General features: G+C 73.4%; 14 protein-coding genes. 3 read left to right on the top strand and 11 right to left on the bottom strand.

The window, feature by feature from the left end:
- Window positions 1-54 precede the first annotated feature (54 nt).
- Window positions 55-561 carry a hypothetical protein gene (locus ASD16_RS06835; protein WP_157453812.1) on the top strand — a complete coding sequence of 169 codons (507 nt, stop codon included), beginning with the start codon at window positions 55-57 and terminating at the stop codon, window positions 559-561.
- Between the two features lie 19 nt (window positions 562-580).
- Here ASD16_RS06835 and ASD16_RS06830 read toward each other — a convergent pair whose 3' ends face one another.
- Window positions 581-1531 carry an aldo/keto reductase gene (locus ASD16_RS06830; RefSeq protein WP_055914533.1) on the bottom strand — a complete coding sequence of 317 codons (951 nt, stop codon included), beginning with the start codon at window positions 1529-1531 and terminating at the stop codon, window positions 581-583.
- 197 nt (window positions 1532-1728) lie between these two features.
- Between ASD16_RS06830 and ASD16_RS06825 the strand changes: the two genes are divergently transcribed.
- Window positions 1729-2073 carry an RNA polymerase-binding protein RbpA gene (locus tag ASD16_RS06825; RefSeq protein WP_055914529.1) on the top strand — a complete coding sequence of 115 codons (345 nt, stop codon included), beginning with the start codon at window positions 1729-1731 and terminating at the stop codon, window positions 2071-2073.
- 26 nt (window positions 2074-2099) lie between these two features.
- Here ASD16_RS06825 and ASD16_RS06820 read toward each other — a convergent pair whose 3' ends face one another.
- The 10 genes from ASD16_RS06820 to ASD16_RS06775 all read right to left on the bottom strand — a co-directional run bounded on the left by ASD16_RS06820 (window position 2100) and on the right by ASD16_RS06775 (window position 13921).
- Complete coding sequence (locus tag ASD16_RS06820; protein WP_055914525.1) at window positions 2100-2870, bottom strand: polyprenol monophosphomannose synthase; 771 nt, start codon at window positions 2868-2870, stop codon at window positions 2100-2102.
- Complete coding sequence (lnt, locus tag ASD16_RS06815) at window positions 2867-4432, bottom strand: apolipoprotein N-acyltransferase (RefSeq protein WP_055914521.1); 1566 nt, start codon at window positions 4430-4432, stop codon at window positions 2867-2869. Before lnt ends, ASD16_RS06820 begins: the two co-directional genes overlap by 4 nt.
- A 432-nt stretch (window positions 4433-4864) precedes the next feature.
- Window positions 4865-6493, bottom strand: coding sequence for an amidohydrolase (locus ASD16_RS06810; RefSeq protein ID WP_055914519.1), 1629 nt, complete (start codon window positions 6491-6493; stop codon window positions 4865-4867).
- Window positions 6494-6568: 75 nt separating this feature from the next.
- Window positions 6569-9388, bottom strand: coding sequence for an RNA helicase (locus tag ASD16_RS06805; protein WP_235523136.1), 2820 nt, complete (start codon window positions 9386-9388; stop codon window positions 6569-6571).
- 96 nt (window positions 9389-9484) lie between these two features.
- The gene (locus ASD16_RS06800; RefSeq protein WP_055914517.1) at window positions 9485-10399 is read right to left on the bottom strand and encodes a diacylglycerol kinase family protein; all 915 of its coding nucleotides are present in this window, start codon (window positions 10397-10399) and stop codon (window positions 9485-9487) included.
- Window positions 10396-11190, bottom strand: a complete 795-nt coding sequence (gene tatC / locus ASD16_RS06795; RefSeq protein WP_055914515.1) for a twin-arginine translocase subunit TatC — start codon at window positions 11188-11190, stop codon at window positions 10396-10398. Before tatC ends, ASD16_RS06800 begins: the two co-directional genes overlap by 4 nt.
- A gap of 43 nt (window positions 11191-11233) precedes the next feature.
- Window positions 11234-11554, bottom strand: coding sequence for a Sec-independent protein translocase subunit TatA (gene tatA / locus ASD16_RS06790; RefSeq protein WP_082570626.1), 321 nt, complete (start codon window positions 11552-11554; stop codon window positions 11234-11236).
- Window positions 11555-11626: 72 nt separating this feature from the next.
- A complete protein-coding gene (locus tag ASD16_RS06785; protein ID WP_055914513.1) occupies window positions 11627-11950 on the bottom strand; it encodes a hypothetical protein in 324 nt (107 codons plus the stop codon).
- A gap of 2 nt (window positions 11951-11952) precedes the next feature.
- A complete protein-coding gene (locus ASD16_RS06780) occupies window positions 11953-12915 on the bottom strand; it encodes a YafY family protein (RefSeq protein ID WP_055914511.1) in 963 nt (320 codons plus the stop codon).
- A complete protein-coding gene (locus ASD16_RS06775; RefSeq protein ID WP_055914508.1) occupies window positions 12908-13921 on the bottom strand; it encodes a YafY family protein in 1014 nt (337 codons plus the stop codon). The genes ASD16_RS06780 and ASD16_RS06775 overlap by 8 nt, the downstream gene beginning before the upstream one ends.
- A gap of 34 nt (window positions 13922-13955) precedes the next feature.
- On the opposite strand from ASD16_RS06775, the gene ASD16_RS06770 reads away from it, so the two are divergent.
- On the top strand, window positions 13956-15062 hold the full coding sequence (locus ASD16_RS06770; protein WP_055914505.1) for a DUF3866 family protein: 1107 nt from the start codon (window positions 13956-13958) through the stop codon (window positions 15060-15062).
- Window positions 15063-15065: the final 3 nt, after the last annotated feature.

Genomic DNA, 15065 nt, shown 5'->3' with positions numbered 1-15065 from the left:
ACAGGTTGTCGAGGTCCGACGCCACGGCCCGCGTGCTCCCCCGAGCCTGTGGGCATGACGGAGCACGGGTGGTTCGACGAGGACTGGGACGACAGCGACGAGGACGACCTGTGGGACGTCCTCCCGGGCACGATCGGGATGGACGGGCCGGACCACGACCTGCCAGACCCGCCTGGCGCCGCGCTGCGGTCCGGCACCGACGCCCTGGCCGTCCTGCTCGACCTCGTCGGACCCGAGCGCGCCGGGTCACCGGCCCTCTGGTTCGTCCTGCTCGACGCTCAGGACCGGACCATCCCGCTCGTGCTGCCGATCGTGGACGTGCCGATGCGCGCCGACCGCGCAGTCGCCCGCCGGCTCGTCGCCGTCCTCGACTCGGTCCTGCGCTCGGACGCGCCCGGCGGGTCGGTGGTCGTCGGGCTCGTCCGTGCGGCAGGTGGCGACCTCGGCGGGTACGAGGCCCAGTGGGTCCCCGCGCTGCGCGACGCCGCGGAAGGCGCGGGCGTGCGGCTCTGGGCGGTCGTCGCGATCGGTGCGAGCAGGGCACGCGTGCTCGAGTGGTGACGTGTGGGGCCGGACGGCGTCAGGCCGACGGACCGGGCGCCGCCTCGTCGATGGCAGCGAGCTGCTCGAGGGTGGGTTCCCAGGCGATCGACGCGACGTTCGCGCGCAGCTGCTCGGGCGTGCGCGCACCGGCGATGACGGTCGCGACCGCCGGCTGCGCTGCGAGCCCGCCGAGCGCGAGGGTCGGCAGGTCGATGCCCCAGGAGCCCGCCAGCGACTCCAGCGCCTCGATCCGGTCGAAGTCGGCCCGTGCGAGCCGCTCGGGCATGCGCGTGAGCCGGGTGCCGTCGGGTGCGGCCTGGCCACGGCGGTACTTGCCGGTCAGCAGACCCGATGCGAGCGGCACGAAGGGGATGAGCCCCACACCCACCTGCTCGGCCGCCGGGACCAGCTCGGCCTCGGCACTGCGGTCCAGCAGGTTGTACCGGTTCTGCGCGGACACGAACGGCGTCGCGCCGGCCGTGCGCGCGCTCCAGTCCGCGTCCACCACCTGCCATGCCGCGAAGTTCGACGAGCCGATGTACCGGACCTTGCCCTCGACCACGAGCTCGTGCAACGCGGCGAGCGTCTCCTCGATCGGCGTCACGGGGTCGGGAGCGTGCATCTGGAGCAGGTCGACGTGATCGGTGCGCAGCCGGCGCAGGGAGCTCTCGACGGCCCGTCGCACGTAGCGGCGAGACCCTCGCACACCCCAGTCGGGACCGTTCAGCCCGCCCGTGTCGAGGCCGAACTTCGTCGCGATCACCACGTCGTCGCGGTGGGCCTCCAGCGCCGCGCCCAGCAGCTCCTCGCTCTGGCCGGGGACGCCGCCGTACACGTCGGCGGTGTCGAAGAACGTGATGCCCGCATCGAGCGCCGCCGTGACCAGCGCCGGGACGTCCTGCGGCGGGAGCGTGGCACCGAACGTGTTGCACCCGAGCCCTGCCACGGAGACGACGAGACCGCTGTCGCCGAGCTGTCGAAAAGACATCTCGGCGCTGGTGCGAGAGGCTGGTGGGACGGGAGGGGTCGAATTGCTCACCCGGGCAACCCTAAGCCTCTCCCCCGCACACCAGGTGCATTCACGAGACCTTCACGTCCTCCTGGAACACTGGAGGGGCGACCGCCGTTGACATCGGTGGAAGTTCTCACTCTCGACGGCCGTACAACGGCACGGAGGTTCCCCAGATGGCAAACCGGTCCCTGCGCGGCATGCGCATCGGGTCCCACAGCATGGAGACGGAAGACGGCGTTGAGTTCGCCCCCCGCCTCCAGGCTCACTACGACTGTCCCAACGGGCACACCATCATCCTGCCGTTCTCGGTCGAGGCCGACGTTCCGGTCGTGTGGGAGTGCCGTTGCGGCGAGGAGGCGCTGCTCCGCGACGCGTCCAAGCCCGAGGTGAAGGCCGGCAAGCCGCCGCGCACCCACTGGGACATGCTGCTCGAGCGCCGCACCGTCGGTGAGCTCCAGGAGCTGCTCGACGAGCGCCTGGACCTGCTCCGGTCGGGCAAGCTGCGCCGCAGCGCCTGAGCCCGCACAGCAGCGCCTGACGGCGCTCAGCCTCCAGATCGACGGAACGCTCCCGCCACACGGCGGGAGCGTTCTGCTATCCCCCACCGGGTCACGCTGAACAGCGCCTCGGCGACGATGGCGCGGCTCATCTTGCTCTGGCCCAGCTCCCGCTCGACGAACGTGATCGGGACCTCGACCACCCGCGCGCCCGTGCGGACCGCGCGCCAGGCCATGTCCACCTGGAAGCAGTAGCCCTGCGACGCGACGTCGTCCAGGCCCAGCTGCCCGAGGAGCTCCGACCGGTAGGCGCGGAAGCCGCCGGTCGCGTCGCGCAACGGGATGCCGAGGATGATCCGGGTGTACGTGTTCGCGCCGCGGGAGAGCGCGTGGCGGCTCATCGGCCAGTTGAGCACGCTCCCACCCGGCACCCACCGCGAGCCCAGCACGAGGTCGGCGTCGGCCAGCGCGGCCAGCAGTCGCGGAAGGTCCTCCGCACGGTGCGACCCGTCGGCGTCCATCTCGACGACCACCTCGTACCCGCGCTCCAGCGCCCAGCCGAACCCCGCGACGTATGCGGTGCCCAGCCCGAGCTTGCCCGCACGGTGCAGCACGTGGACCCGCTGCCGCCCCTCGGCCGCCTCCGCCTCCGAGATCTTCTCGGCGAGCTCGCCGGTGCCGTCCGGTGAGCCGTCGTCGACGACGAGCACGTCGGCGTGCGGGACGTAGGTGCGCAGGCGGTCCAGTGCGCCGGGCAGGTTCTCGCGCTCGTCGTACGTCGGGACGACGACGAGCACCCGCGACAGGGCGTCGGTCATACGGCTGTCTCGATCCGGTCGGCGCGGCGCACCCGGTGCGCCCCGGCTGCACCGGCGAGCACCACGCACACCGCGAGGGCGTCGATGATCCATGCGGGCCACGAGCCCAGCCTCGTTGCGGGCGTCAGCGTGTCGCGCAGGGGAAGGGTAGCCACCATCTGCTCTGCGGTGAAGAGCCCTGTCTGCTGGGTGACCACCCCGTTGGGCTCGATCACCGCACTCACGCCGACCGTCGAGATCTGGACCGTCGCCCGTCCGTGCTCGATCGCGCGGATGCGGGACATCGCCAGCTGCTGCGTGGACTCGTCGGAGACGCCGAAGGAGGCGTTGTTCGTCTGGACCACGAGGACCTCGCCCCCGGCGCGGACCGCCTCCCGCACGATGCCGTCGTAGGCGACCTCGAAGCAGATGACGTCGCCGATGCCGACGGTCCGTCCGAGCCGCTCGGACTCGAGCGGGATGTAGCCGGGCTCGGTGCCGGGGAGCATGTCCCGCGTCACCAGGTCCACCGCCGAGGAGAACTGCCGGACGAACGAGCGGATGGGGATGTACTCCGCGAACGGCGCCGGGTGCTGCTTGGTGTAGGTCGCGGTGACGCCTACGCCGGGTTCCCACAGGACGGCGGTGTTGTAGCGCCCGCCGCTCGGCGGGTACTCGACCGTCCCGACGAGCATCGGCGCGTCGACGGCCTGAGCGGCCCCGTCGATGAGTTCCGCCGCCGTCTGGTCGACCTGAGGGTCGATGTCGGTCCCGTTCTCCGGCCACAGGACGATGTCGAGCTCGCCGGGCTCCACCTGGTCGAGCAGCGCGAGGGTGCCGGTGACGTGGTTGTTCAGGACGGCCTGGCGCTGACCGAAGGCGTCGAGACCCGTGCCGGGCACGTTGCCCTGCACGGCGCCCACTCGCAGGCTCCCGGTCTGTGCCTGGGTGTCGAGCGGGATCAGCAGGCTCACCACGAGCACGCCCCCGACGACGGCGGTCGCGATGACCAGACGACCGATCTCCAGCCGGCGGGCGGCCAGCATGATCCGGGCGAGCAGCACCCCGACGGCCACCACGGCTCCGGTGAGCAGCGGCGTCCCGCCGAGGGAGGCGAGCGCGGCGAGGGGCGAGTCGGCCTGGGAGAACGCCAGCCGACCCCACGGAAAGCCTCCGAAGGGCCAGGCCGCGGCGAGCTCCTCGGTCGCGACGAACAGGACCGTGAAGACGACCACCTGCAGGCCGACGCTGCGCCAGACCGCGTGCCCGCGCCGCGCCCAGCTCCAGGCGGCGCCGAGGAGCGCGAAGTACGCCGCCTCGAGCGTGCTGAGCGCGATCCACGGCACCAGCCCGACGGCCTCGTCGGCCCAGGTGATCAGCAGCAGGAAGAACGTGAGGCCCCACACCAGCCCGACCAGCGCATTCCAGCGGGCGCTGTCACGACGCAGGGCCAGGTACAGCAGGGCGACGCCTAAGAAGGCCGTCCCCCACCAGCCGGGCTCCGGGAACGCGAGCCGGGTGAGCAGGCCACCCGTGACGGCGAGGACCAGAGTCCACCAGCGGGCGGGTTCACGGGCGGGCACCCCTGGAGGGTACGTCAGCGGGCTGAGGCGAACGCTCTGCGCTGCCGTGGATGGCCCGTGACGGGTCCGACCGACCGGCCCGCGTGTCCTTCGTACCGGTCGGCGTGCAGGCGCACGGACCGTTGTCTACTGAACACGCGGGCCCGGTCGGAGCCCTCCCCCAACCCTTGCCCTCACAGGCCACGCGACGACGTCGTCGTAGGCATGTCGGCAACGGTGGATCTCCTGAGGAACCTACCGAGATCCGCAGGAGTGTCAAGGTCGCGTCGGTGCAGGTGGAAGCCGTACTCGCAGGTCATCCGCGCACCATCGATCCCCTCTGACCGGTTCGGCTCGGCGTGTCGCCGCGCGTGTCGTGGGATCCGGTCGAAGCGGGCGGATCCGGTCGGCGGCGAGCGGCCGAGATTTCACCCGTTCTGCGCGTCGGGCTCCTCAGAGGGTGTCGTGCAGGACCACGCCGCCGCGGACCGTCCGCAGGCAGACCGGCTCGGGTGCGTCGGGTGCGAGGTCGGGCAGCAACGGGATGCCCGCTCGTGCGTCGGTGCTCCAGGACGAGAACTGCCCCTCGGCGGCCTGCACGGTGAGGTTGTCCGCCCGCCACACGGCGAAGTGGGCCGGCGCCCCGACGCGAAGCTCGCCGGCGCCCGTGTGGTCGAGGCCCGCGACCCGCCAGCCGCCCCGGGTCGACGCGCGGAACGCAGCCCGCGCGGAGATCCGCTGGTCGACGGCGCGGTGCCGGACGGCTGCGCGGACGCCCGCCCAGGGGTCCACAGGCGTCACCGGCGAGTCGGACCCGAACGCGAGGGGCACCCCGGCCGCGGCGAGGTCCGCGAGGGGGTTGAGCGCGGCTGCGCGGCCCGCGCCGAGCCGGGTCGCGTACATGCCGTCGGGACCGCCCCACGCGGCGTCGAACGCCGGCTGCATGCTGAGCCGCACGCCCAGCAGGACGAGCGCGGCGAGCGTCGGCGCGTCGACCATCTCGGCGTGCTCCAGGCGGTGCCCCATCCGGGCGATGGCGTCGGGCCCCTCGACGTCCACGGCGGCCCGCAGGCCGAGCAGGAGCTCGTCCATCGCCCGGTCGCCGATGACGTGGAACCCGCCCTGCACCCCGGCGCGCGTCACCGCGGTGAGGTGGTTGCAGATCTGCTCGGCGGTCAGGTAGAGGACACCCGAGCTCTCCGGGGCGTCGGTGTAGGGCGAGCGGACGGCGGCAGTGTGCGAGCCCAGCGAGCCGTCGATGTTCAGGTCGCCACCGATGCCCGTCAGGCCCGGGATCGCGGCGAGGATCTCGCGCGCGTCGTCGACCGTGACGCACTGCTCGCCGCGGTACGCCACGAGGTGCGGGAGCCCGCTGGTGGCGTCCGCGGTCAGCTCCAGGAGCTCGACGAGCCCGGCCCGGGTGTCGATGGACGGCGCGGAGTGCTCGTGCACCGACACGACACCGCGCGCGGCCGCGTGCTCGAGGGCGCGCCGGTACAGGGCGGTCCGACGCTCAGGGCTCACCTCGCGCGCGGCGTCGCGGGCGGCGTGGTGGGCGTCCCGCTCGACGCGGCCGTCGAAGCTCCAGCCCGGCAGCCGGTCGAGGCCGGCGGCGTCGGACAGGGCGCTCGACACGACCGCCGAGTGCACGTCGACGCGCGCGAGGTAGACCGGTGCACCACCGGCCGCGGCATCGAGCTCCTCGCGGGTGGGCGGCCTGCCCTCGGGCCAACGCAGCTCGTCCCAGCCGAAGCCGAGCACCGGGGCGTCGGTCGTCCGCTCGCGAGCGGCCCGGTGCACCGCGTCGAGGGCCTCCGCGAGCGAGTGGACGCCGCCTTCCGGCGACAGGTCGATCGACTCGAGGGCGAGGCCGGTCTCCAGGACGTGGACGTGCGCGTCGACGAAGCCGGGGGCGACCAGCGCCCCGTCGAGGTCGATCACCTCGTCGGCACGCGACACCAGGCCGTCGGCGGTGTCGTCCGCGCCGAGCCAGACGACCGTGCCGTCATCCACCAGCAGCGCTTCGGCAAAGGGGTCGGCGGCGGAGTGCACCACGCCGTGCCGGTACAGGGTCGAGCTCACAGGGGCACACGATAGGGCAGGGCAGCCCGACAAAGCGTGCCGAACCGGACGGGCGCCCGGGTGAAGGGCGTCACGTCAGACAGAGGAGTACGCGACGACCCCGTGCCGCAGTGCGTCGACCGCCTGCCGGGCGGTCTCCCGCAGCCGCTGGTGCGGTGCCGCCTGGGACACCTGGTCGAGCACGTCGATGACCTGCTTGCACCACCGGACGAAGTCACCTGCCGAGAGCTCGCTGCCCTTGAGCACGGCGTCGAGGCTGCGTCCGGCGGCCCACCGGTGCACCGCCTCCACCAGGCCGGCGTCGAGCGGCTGGATGGTCTCGACCTTGTGCGCGGTCTCGAGGTCGTCCAGCTCCGACCAGGCGCGGACGCAGGCGTCGAGCGCGACGCCGAGCCGGCTGTTCGGGCCGCCGGGGATGCGGGGCTCGCCCTGGTCGTCGCGGCGCGACCGGTACACCAGCGTCGAGACGGCTGCGGCGAGGCCCGGGGCGTCGAGCTCGTCGAAGACGCCGCGGCGCAGGCACTCCGCGAGGAGCAGGTCGTTCTCCGCGTAGAGCCGGCGCAGCCACCGTCCGTCGTCGGTGACCTGCAGCGCGGCGCGGCCGGCGTCGTCGGTCGTCGTGGTCAGGTAGCCGAGCCGCAGCAGGATGTCGCAGATGCGGTCGAAGACCGCCGCGATCGATCCCGTGCGTCCCGCGATGCGCGCGACGAGGGCGTCGTGCTCACCGGCCAGCCTCGCCCAGCGCTCCGCCCAGCGTGCGTGCTCCTCGCGGTCCGGGCAGCTGTGGCACGGGTGCGCGCGCAGCTGCCGACGCAGCGCGGCGATCTCGGCGTCGTCCTGCGCCGCGCGCCGGCCACCCTTCGGCCGGTCCTTGCGGGTGGGTCCGCCGCTGGTGCCGACCGAGGACCGCAGGGCGGCCGCGAGGTCGCGACGCGCAGCGGGCACTCGCGCGCTGAACCCCTTGGGCACGCGCAGGAACCCCACGGTGCTGACGCCGGTCCCGACGTCCGCGACGGTGAGCTTGCGCACCTGGCGGTCGACCGTGAGCACGGTCGGCTTCGGCCCGTCGAACCCGGCGTCGCCGCCCGGGTCGATGACGACCGCGTGACCGGACCGCCTCCCGACCGGGATCTCCACCACGTCACCGACGCGCAGACCCTCGAGCGTGCGCGCGACCTCGGCCCGGCGGGCGGACGCCTCCGCCCGGGTGAGGTCCTTCTCTCGCGCGGTGATCTGCCGCCGCAGCTCCGCGTACTCGGCGAAGTCGCCCTGGTGGCACACCATCGCGCGGGCGTACCCCTCTAGGGCCTCTGCGTGGCCCTGTGCCTGCCGCGCGAGGCCGACCACGCCTCGGTCTGCCTGGAACTGCGCGAAGGACGTCTCCAGCACTTCTCGCGCCCGGTCCCGGCCCACCTGGGCGACGAGGTTGACGGCCATGTTGTAGGTCGGTCGGAAGCTCGAGCGCAGCGGGTACAGCCGCTTGGACGCGAGCCCAGCCAGCTGCACCGGGTCCAGGCCCGGATGCGCGACGACGACCGCGTGGCCCTCGGTGTCGATCCCCCGCCGGCCCGCCCGCCCGGTCAGCTGGGTGTACTCCCCCGGCGTGACGTCGACGTGGTTCGAACCGTCCCACTTGACCAGCTTCTCCATGACCACGGACCGCGCAGGCATGTTGATGCCGAGCGCGAGCGTCTCGGTGGCGAACACGACCTTGACCAGCCCGCGGGAGAAGAGGTCCTCGACGGTCTCCTTGAACAGCGGGAGCATGCCGGCGTGGTGCGCGGCGACCCCGCGCTGCAGCGCGTCGCTGAACTCCCAGTAGCCGAGCACGTCGAGGTCCTCGGGCGGCACGGCCGCGCAGCGCTCCTCCACGATCCGACGGATCTCGGAGACCTCGGCGGGGGTGGTCAGGCGGACGCCGGCTGCCAGGCACTGCTGCACGGCGCCCTGGCACCCGGCCCGGGAGAAGATGAAGACGATCGCGGGGAGCAGCCCGTCGCGGTCGAGGGCGTCGACCACCGCGAACCGGGGCGTCGGACGACCTCCCCCGGGACGCCCGCCGCCGGGACGCGGTCGCCCGCCGCGGTCCCGCGGTCCACGGCGTGGCTGGCCCACCTCCTCACGGTTGCTGCGTCGCAGCAGGTGCGTCAGGTCCGGGTTGATCGGCGGGTCGACCCCCGGCGCGGTCGGGTCCACATGGCCTGCGTACAGGTCCAGCAGGTCTCCGCGTACCAGGACGTGCTGGCCGAGCGGGACCGGTCGGTGCTCGCTGACCACCACGGTCGTGTCGCCGCGCACGGTGGCCAGCCAGTCGCCGAACTCCTCGGCGTTGGACACGGTGGCGGACAGGGAGACCAGCTGCACGTCGTCGGTGAGGTGGATGATCACCTCCTCCCAGACCGGCCCGCGGAACCGGTCGGCGAGGTAGTGCACCTCGTCCATGACCACGTACCCGAGGCCCTGCAGGGTCGTCGATCCCGCGTAGAGCATGTTGCGCAGGACCTCGGTGGTCATCACGACCACGGGTGCGTCGCCGTTGATCGTGGTGTCGCCCGTGAGCAGACCGACCTGGTCGGCGCCGTAGCGGCGGACCAGGTCCGAGTACTTCTGGTTGGACAGCGCCTTGATCGGCGTCGTGTAGAAAGCCTTGCGGCCCGACGCCAGCGCGAGGTGGACCGCGAACTCCCCGACGACGGTCTTGCCCGCGCCGGTCGGAGCGGCGACCAGCACGCCGCTCCCCCGCTCGAGCGCCTGGCAGGCGTCCACCTGGAAGTCGTCCAGCGGGAAGCCCAGCAGCTCGCGGAACTGGCCGAGCTCGCTGCGGTCGACCTCGGCCCGACGCCGTGCCGCGGCGTAGCGCTCGGCGGGTGAGGGTTCAGCGGGCGGCGTGCTCACGCTCGGTGACGAGGACGGCGGGACGGATCTCCGGGAGCGGGATACCACCTGCACACCCTAGGCACACCGCACGGGCCCGCATCACGCGGCGCGCGCTCAGCAGAGGACGGACAGCGCTCCGGGGTCCACCGTGACGCGCAGCGGCAGCGGGCCGATGCGCTCGCCGTCCGCGAACGCCACGGGCGGGACGGGCCCGAGGTCGGGCAGCGGCTCGATGAGCACCGACCGGCTGCGGACGATGTCGACCGCGGGATGGCCGACGTGCTTGCCCTGGTAGATGCCCGGGAAGATCTTCACGACCCCCGGCTTGGTGAACGGCCCGGCGACGACGACGTCGAGCAGCCCGTCGTCGATCACGGCGTCGGGTGCGATCTTCAGCCCGCCGCCGATCCACGGGATGTTGGCCACGGCGACGAGCGTCCCGGCGGACTCCCACACCGAGTCGTCGAGGGTCACCCGGTAGCCGTAGGGCCGGAACCGGCCGAGCTCGGCGGCCAGCGCCCGCACGTACCGGCCGGACCCCTTCGGCCACGTCATCTCGTTCGCACGCGCGTTGATCGCAGCGTCGAAACCGCAGGACAGCACCCCGAGGTACCACTCGTGCGCCGCGTGCACCGGCGACCCGACGCGGACGGCGTCGACGCGGCGCGGTCCGTCCAGCAGCCCGTGCTCCACCGCCGCGACCGATGCCTCCGCGTCACCACGAGGGAGTCCCAGCGTGCGTGCGATGTCGTTGCCCGTCCCGGCCGCCACGATGCCGAGCGGCAGGCCCGTGCCTGCGACGACGTTGACGCCGAGGTGCACCATCCCGTCGCCGCCGACCACGACCAGCGCATCCAGTCCCTGCACCGCCGCCGCACGGGCCTGGTCGGTCGCCTGCGCGAGCGTGGAGGCCGAGAGGTCCTCGACCTTGTGCCCGCGGGCCCGGAGCAGCTCGTGCACCTGGCGGCCGGCCTGCGTGCCGCGTCCCCTGCCCGCGGTCGGGTTGATGACCAGCCCGACGTGGATCACGCGGGGCCCGCCGCGGCGTCGGGCTCGTCGGCCATCGTGCCGTCCAGCCGCGGCAGTCCGGCGGCCACCCGCTTGCGATCGACCCGGCGATCGTGCACGACGCAGACGCCGAGGGCCAGGAAGTACAGCGCGCTCATCGGGATGGCCACCGCGAGCATGGTGATGGCGTCGGGTGTGGGGGTGACCACGGCGGCGAACACGAAGGACAGCAGCACCGCCCAGCGCCAGCCCTTGCGCCACGTGGCGGCGGTGCCGATCCCGGCGAAGTTGAGCGCGACCATGATGATCGGCAGCAGGAACGCGATCCCGAAGGCCAGCATGATCCGCATGACGAAGCCGAGGTACGTCTGCGCGTCGATGATGTTGGTCGCACCCGTCGGTGTGAACTCGGTGAGCAGCCGGACCGCGTTGGGCAGCACCCACCACGCCATGAACGCCCCGGCGAGGAACAGGGGGACGGCGACGGCGACGAAGCCGATCGCGTAGCCGCGCTCCTTGCGGGTGAGCCCTGGCGTCACGAACGCCCAGAACTGGTAGAGCCACCAGGGGCTGGACAAGATGATGCCGAGGAAGAACGAGACCTTGACCTGCATGTCGAACGACGTGGCGATGCCCGCGAAGTTCAGCGTGATGAGGTCGTCACGCTCGGCAGCGACGAGCTCGATCGGCCGCTGCAGCGCGGTGAAAACCGGGTCGTAGAGGAACCAGCCGATGACCGCGCCCACCACGACGCCGATCGCGGCGAGGAAGACGCGTCGGCGGAGCTCGACCAGATGAGCGCGCAGCGGCATCCGGCCGCCGGGCTCATCCCCGCGGCGAGCATTCACGTGCGGGTCAGACCTTCGGCGGGGCGTTGCCCTCGGACGGCGCCTCGACGGGCCGGACCGGGGTCACGTACTGGGGCTCGACCACGGGCGGGACGACGGGGGGTGCGCCGACGGGCGTCACGCCGGAGGGTGCCTGGGGCAGGGTGGCCGGCGGAGCCGCCGGGGGCGGTGGCTCGTCGTCGTCACGCAGGTCCTTGACCTCGTTCTTGAAGATCTTCATCGACTGGCCGACGCTCTTGGCCAGGTCGGGAAGGCGCTTGGCGCCGAACAGCAGGACGACCACGAGCACCACGATGAGCACGTGCCAGGCGCTGATGTTTCGCAACACGTCAGGTCCTCCGTCGGAATCTCGATGACCGGGTGATAGTACCCGCGTCACCTGGGGATGGAGTGCAGACGGCTACCGCCAGTAGGCCTGCCAGCGTAGGCGCGTGGCCACGTGCCGCTGCTCGCGCTCGGCCCGCCGCCCGGCCGCCGCCTCACGCAGCGCGTCGAGCCGGGCACGCAGCGCGGCACGGTCGGCGAACAGCGTGGGACCGGTCTCCCGCCGGTCGGCGGCCGCCTGCAGCTCGTCCACCCGTTCGGCCAGCTGCGCCGTGACGTCGGCCGCCCGGGAGAGCTCGCGACCGAGCGCGACGGCGGACCGCCACAGGCTGCGACCGAGCAGGAACGCCCCACCGAGCGTCGCGAGGACCAGGACCGTCCAGACCGAGAACCAGAGCACCGTCAGATCATCTCCCCGTACGCACGCAGCGCGGCACGAGCGGCCGCGGCGACCTCCCTGGCGATGCGGGCCGGCCGGATCTCGATCACGTCGTCGGCCACCTGCAGCACCAGGTGGCGCAGCCAGGCGTGCTGGACCACGCGCACGTCCACCTCGAACGACCCGTCGTCGAGGTTGCGCACGGCGTCCACGGGAGTGGTCTCCGCGACCCACCGCGCGCGGCTGGACAGGTGCAGCGTGACGAGCTCGCCCTCCTCGCCCGGCGAGAACACCTCGGCGCCCGCCCGGACCTCGTGGTCCTCCGCGTCGGCGTCCAGCACCTCGGCGGACAGCACCCGGTCGACCCGGAAGAGTCGCTCACCGTCCACGAGCAGGCACCAGGCGAGCAGGTACGAGCGCTCGTCGTCGGTGACGAGCCGGACGGGGTCGACGTCCCGCTCCGTGGTCACGTCGGACGCGTTGACGTACCGCAGGTGCAGCCGGCGCCCGTGCCGCAGCGCCGTCGCGACCGCCGCCGCGACGTCCGGGGCGGCATCGACCGACAGCTGCACGTCCACCGCGGCGGCGGCGTCACCCGTCGCGGCCGTCAGCTTGGCCAGCGCGGAGCGCAGCACCGCCGCGCGCTCGGGGTCCATCGCGTCGCCGAGCGCTGCCTCGACGGCCCGCAGAGCGGCGACCAGCGCGACCGCCTCGCGTGCACCGAGGCGCAGCGGCCGGGTCATCCCGCGTGACTCCGTGAGCCGGACGACGCCCTGCTCGTAGGAGGCGGCGTCGAAGTCGATGAGGTCGTGCGGGTAGTAGCCCGGCGTGCCGGTGACCCACAGGGTGTCGATGTCGTCCATGACCTGACGGGTGCTGACGCCGAACTGCTCGGCGATCGCCTCCACCGGGACGCCCTCGTGCCGGTCCAGGTAGGTGATCATCCCGAGCATCCGCAGGAGCCGGTCGCTCGCCCGCTCAGCCATCGGAGCCCACCCCCTGGTCGAGGGTCGCGGCCGTGCGCAGCAGGTGCAGGACCGACTGGCGCAGGCCTGGCGGGGCGAGCACGACGACGGCGTCGCCGTACCCGACCAGCTCCTCGGCGAGCTCCCACTCGGCGCGGAAGGGTACGTGCACCAGGTCGCGCTGGGCCAGCAGGGGGTCGGCCGACCGGTCCGGCTCGCCCGGAGGGGCCGGCACGGCACGTGCGCGGGGCGCGCTCGCCCGCTCCGGCAGGATCGCGAGGGTCGCGACGCGCTCCGGCCCGCTCGCCCAGGTCTGCAGCGCCTCTGCGAGCTCGTCGGCGGAGGGGGCGGTGAAGGAGCCCGGCTCGCCGACGGTCCGGACCGTGCCCTCCATCCGGCTCAGGCGGAACGACCGGCTCGCACCACGGTCCCGGTCGCGGCCCACCAGCACCCAGCCGCCGCGGCGCGCGAGCAGCTTCCACGGCTCGACGGTGCGCTCGCGGACCTCGCCGGTCGTGGCTGCGCGGTACGTGAACCGGACGGCCTGTCGTGCCTGCACGGCGTCGACCAGCGGCCCGAACGCGCCGCCGCCGGCGCGCACGCGGGGCGCGAGCCCGGCGACGAGGTCGGTCGACTCCGGCGCGTCACCGACGGCCCGCAGCTTGGTCAGCGCCCGGGTGGTGTCGGCGCGGACGGCCTGGTCCTGCCACACCTGGGCGGCCATGGCGAGCACCCCCAGCTCACCGGCCGTCAGGTCGAGCGGCGGGAGCGCGTACGCGTCCAGGTCCACCCGGTAGCCGATGTCGTCACCGTGCCCGGCGTCCGTCACCGTGAGGATCGGGATGCCCAGGTCACGCAACGTGTCCTTGTCGCGCTCGAACATCCGCTCGAAGGCATCGTCGGACGGGGCTTCCTGGTACCCGGCGACGCTGGTGCGCACCTGCTCCTTCGTCATCCGCCCGGCAGTGTTGACCAGGGCGATGACGAGGTTGAGCAGGCGCTCGGCGGGGGGGATCGCAGCGGCCATCGAGGACCACCGTAGTGGCCGGTAGCGTGAGCGCGTGATCACGTGGCGTGCGGGTGTCGTGGTGTCGCTCGGGGCCACGTGGCCCGGCGCCGCCGAGGTGACGGTCGAGCTGGAGGCCCCCGTCGGCACCGCGACGGCCGGTGACACGGTCCGCGCGCTGGCGTTCCCGGCCCTCGTCGGCAGCCCGGAGATCGGCGACCGGGTGCTGCTCAACGTCTCCGCGCTGGCCCGCGGTCTCGGCACCGGCGGCTACGCGCTCGTGATCGCCCTCCCGGACCGCACTCCCCCCGACCCGCCTGCCGGGCCGGGCCACCTGGTCAAGGCGCGCTACACGCCCCTGCAGGCCATGGTCCTCGGTGTGGACGACCAGGAGTCGCCGCACCACGAGCTGCTCCGGGACGCCGAGGACCTCGACGGTCTGCCGGTCGTCGTCGCGGACCTGCACTCGGCGCTGCCGGCGATCGTCGCGGGCGCGCGGTTCGCCGCCGACCGTGCGGGCCGGCCCATGCCGCGCGTCGCGTACGTGATGACGGACGGCGGCGCCCTGCCCGCGTGGTTCTCGCGCACGGTCGCCGGGCTGCGCTCCGCCGGCTGGATCGAGGCGTGCGTCACCACCGGCCAGTCGTTCGGCGGTGACCTGGAGGCAGTGACCGTGCACACGGGGCTGCTCGCGGCCCGGCACGTCGTCGGTGCCGACCTCGTGGTGGTCGCGCAGGGCCCCGGCAACCTCGGCACGGGCACCCGCTGGGGCTTCTCGGGCGTCGCGGCCGGCGAGGCCGTGAACGCCGTCGGCACGCTCGGCGGCCGGCCCGTCGCGTCGCTGCGAGTCTCGGGGGCGGACCTGCGCGAACGCCACCTCGGCGTCTCGCACCACTCCCTGACGGCCTACGGACGGGTCGCGCTGGCGCCCGCCGACGTCGTCGTCCCGCTGCTCGACGGCGAGCTCGGCGCCCGCGTCCGCGATCAGGCAGCCGTGCTCGGCGAGCGTCACCGGCTCGTCGAGGTTCCGGCAGGGCCGGACCTCCGCAGTGCGCTCACCGGTTCGCCCGTCCGGCTGTCCACGATGGGTCGCGGCCTCGACCAGGACCCCGAGGCGTTCCTCGCCGCCGCGGCGGCCGGGGTGCACGCGGCCGAGCTGTAGGGC

Source organism: Cellulomonas sp. Root485 (assembly GCF_001426705.1).
In the GTDB taxonomy this organism is placed as follows: Bacteria; Actinomycetota; Actinomycetes; order Actinomycetales; family Cellulomonadaceae; genus Cellulomonas.
Note: the sequence above shows the minus strand (reverse complement) of the source record. Positions and strands in the feature narration are given on the sequence as shown.

What these genes read in the sequence shown, in the direction of transcription:
- ASD16_RS06775 (WP_055914508.1), bottom strand. Translation starts at nt 13,921, where the DNA reads ATGGCCGCTGCGATCCCCCCCGCCGAGCGCCTGCTCAACCTCGTCATC.
- ASD16_RS06820 (WP_055914525.1), bottom strand. Translation starts at nt 2,870, where the DNA reads ATGACCGACGCCCTGTCGCGGGTGCTCGTCGTCGTCCCGACGTACGAC.
- ASD16_RS06830 (WP_055914533.1), bottom strand. Translation starts at nt 1,531, where the DNA reads ATGTCTTTTCGACAGCTCGGCGACAGCGGTCTCGTCGTCTCCGTGGCA.
- ASD16_RS06825 (WP_055914529.1), top strand. Translation starts at nt 1,729, where the DNA reads ATGGCAAACCGGTCCCTGCGCGGCATGCGCATCGGGTCCCACAGCATG.
- tatC (WP_055914515.1), bottom strand. Translation starts at nt 11,190, where the DNA reads ATGCCGCTGCGCGCTCATCTGGTCGAGCTCCGCCGACGCGTCTTCCTC.
- ASD16_RS06835 (WP_157453812.1), top strand. Translation starts at nt 55, where the DNA reads ATGACGGAGCACGGGTGGTTCGACGAGGACTGGGACGACAGCGACGAG.
- ASD16_RS06780 (WP_055914511.1), bottom strand. Translation starts at nt 12,915, where the DNA reads ATGGCTGAGCGGGCGAGCGACCGGCTCCTGCGGATGCTCGGGATGATC.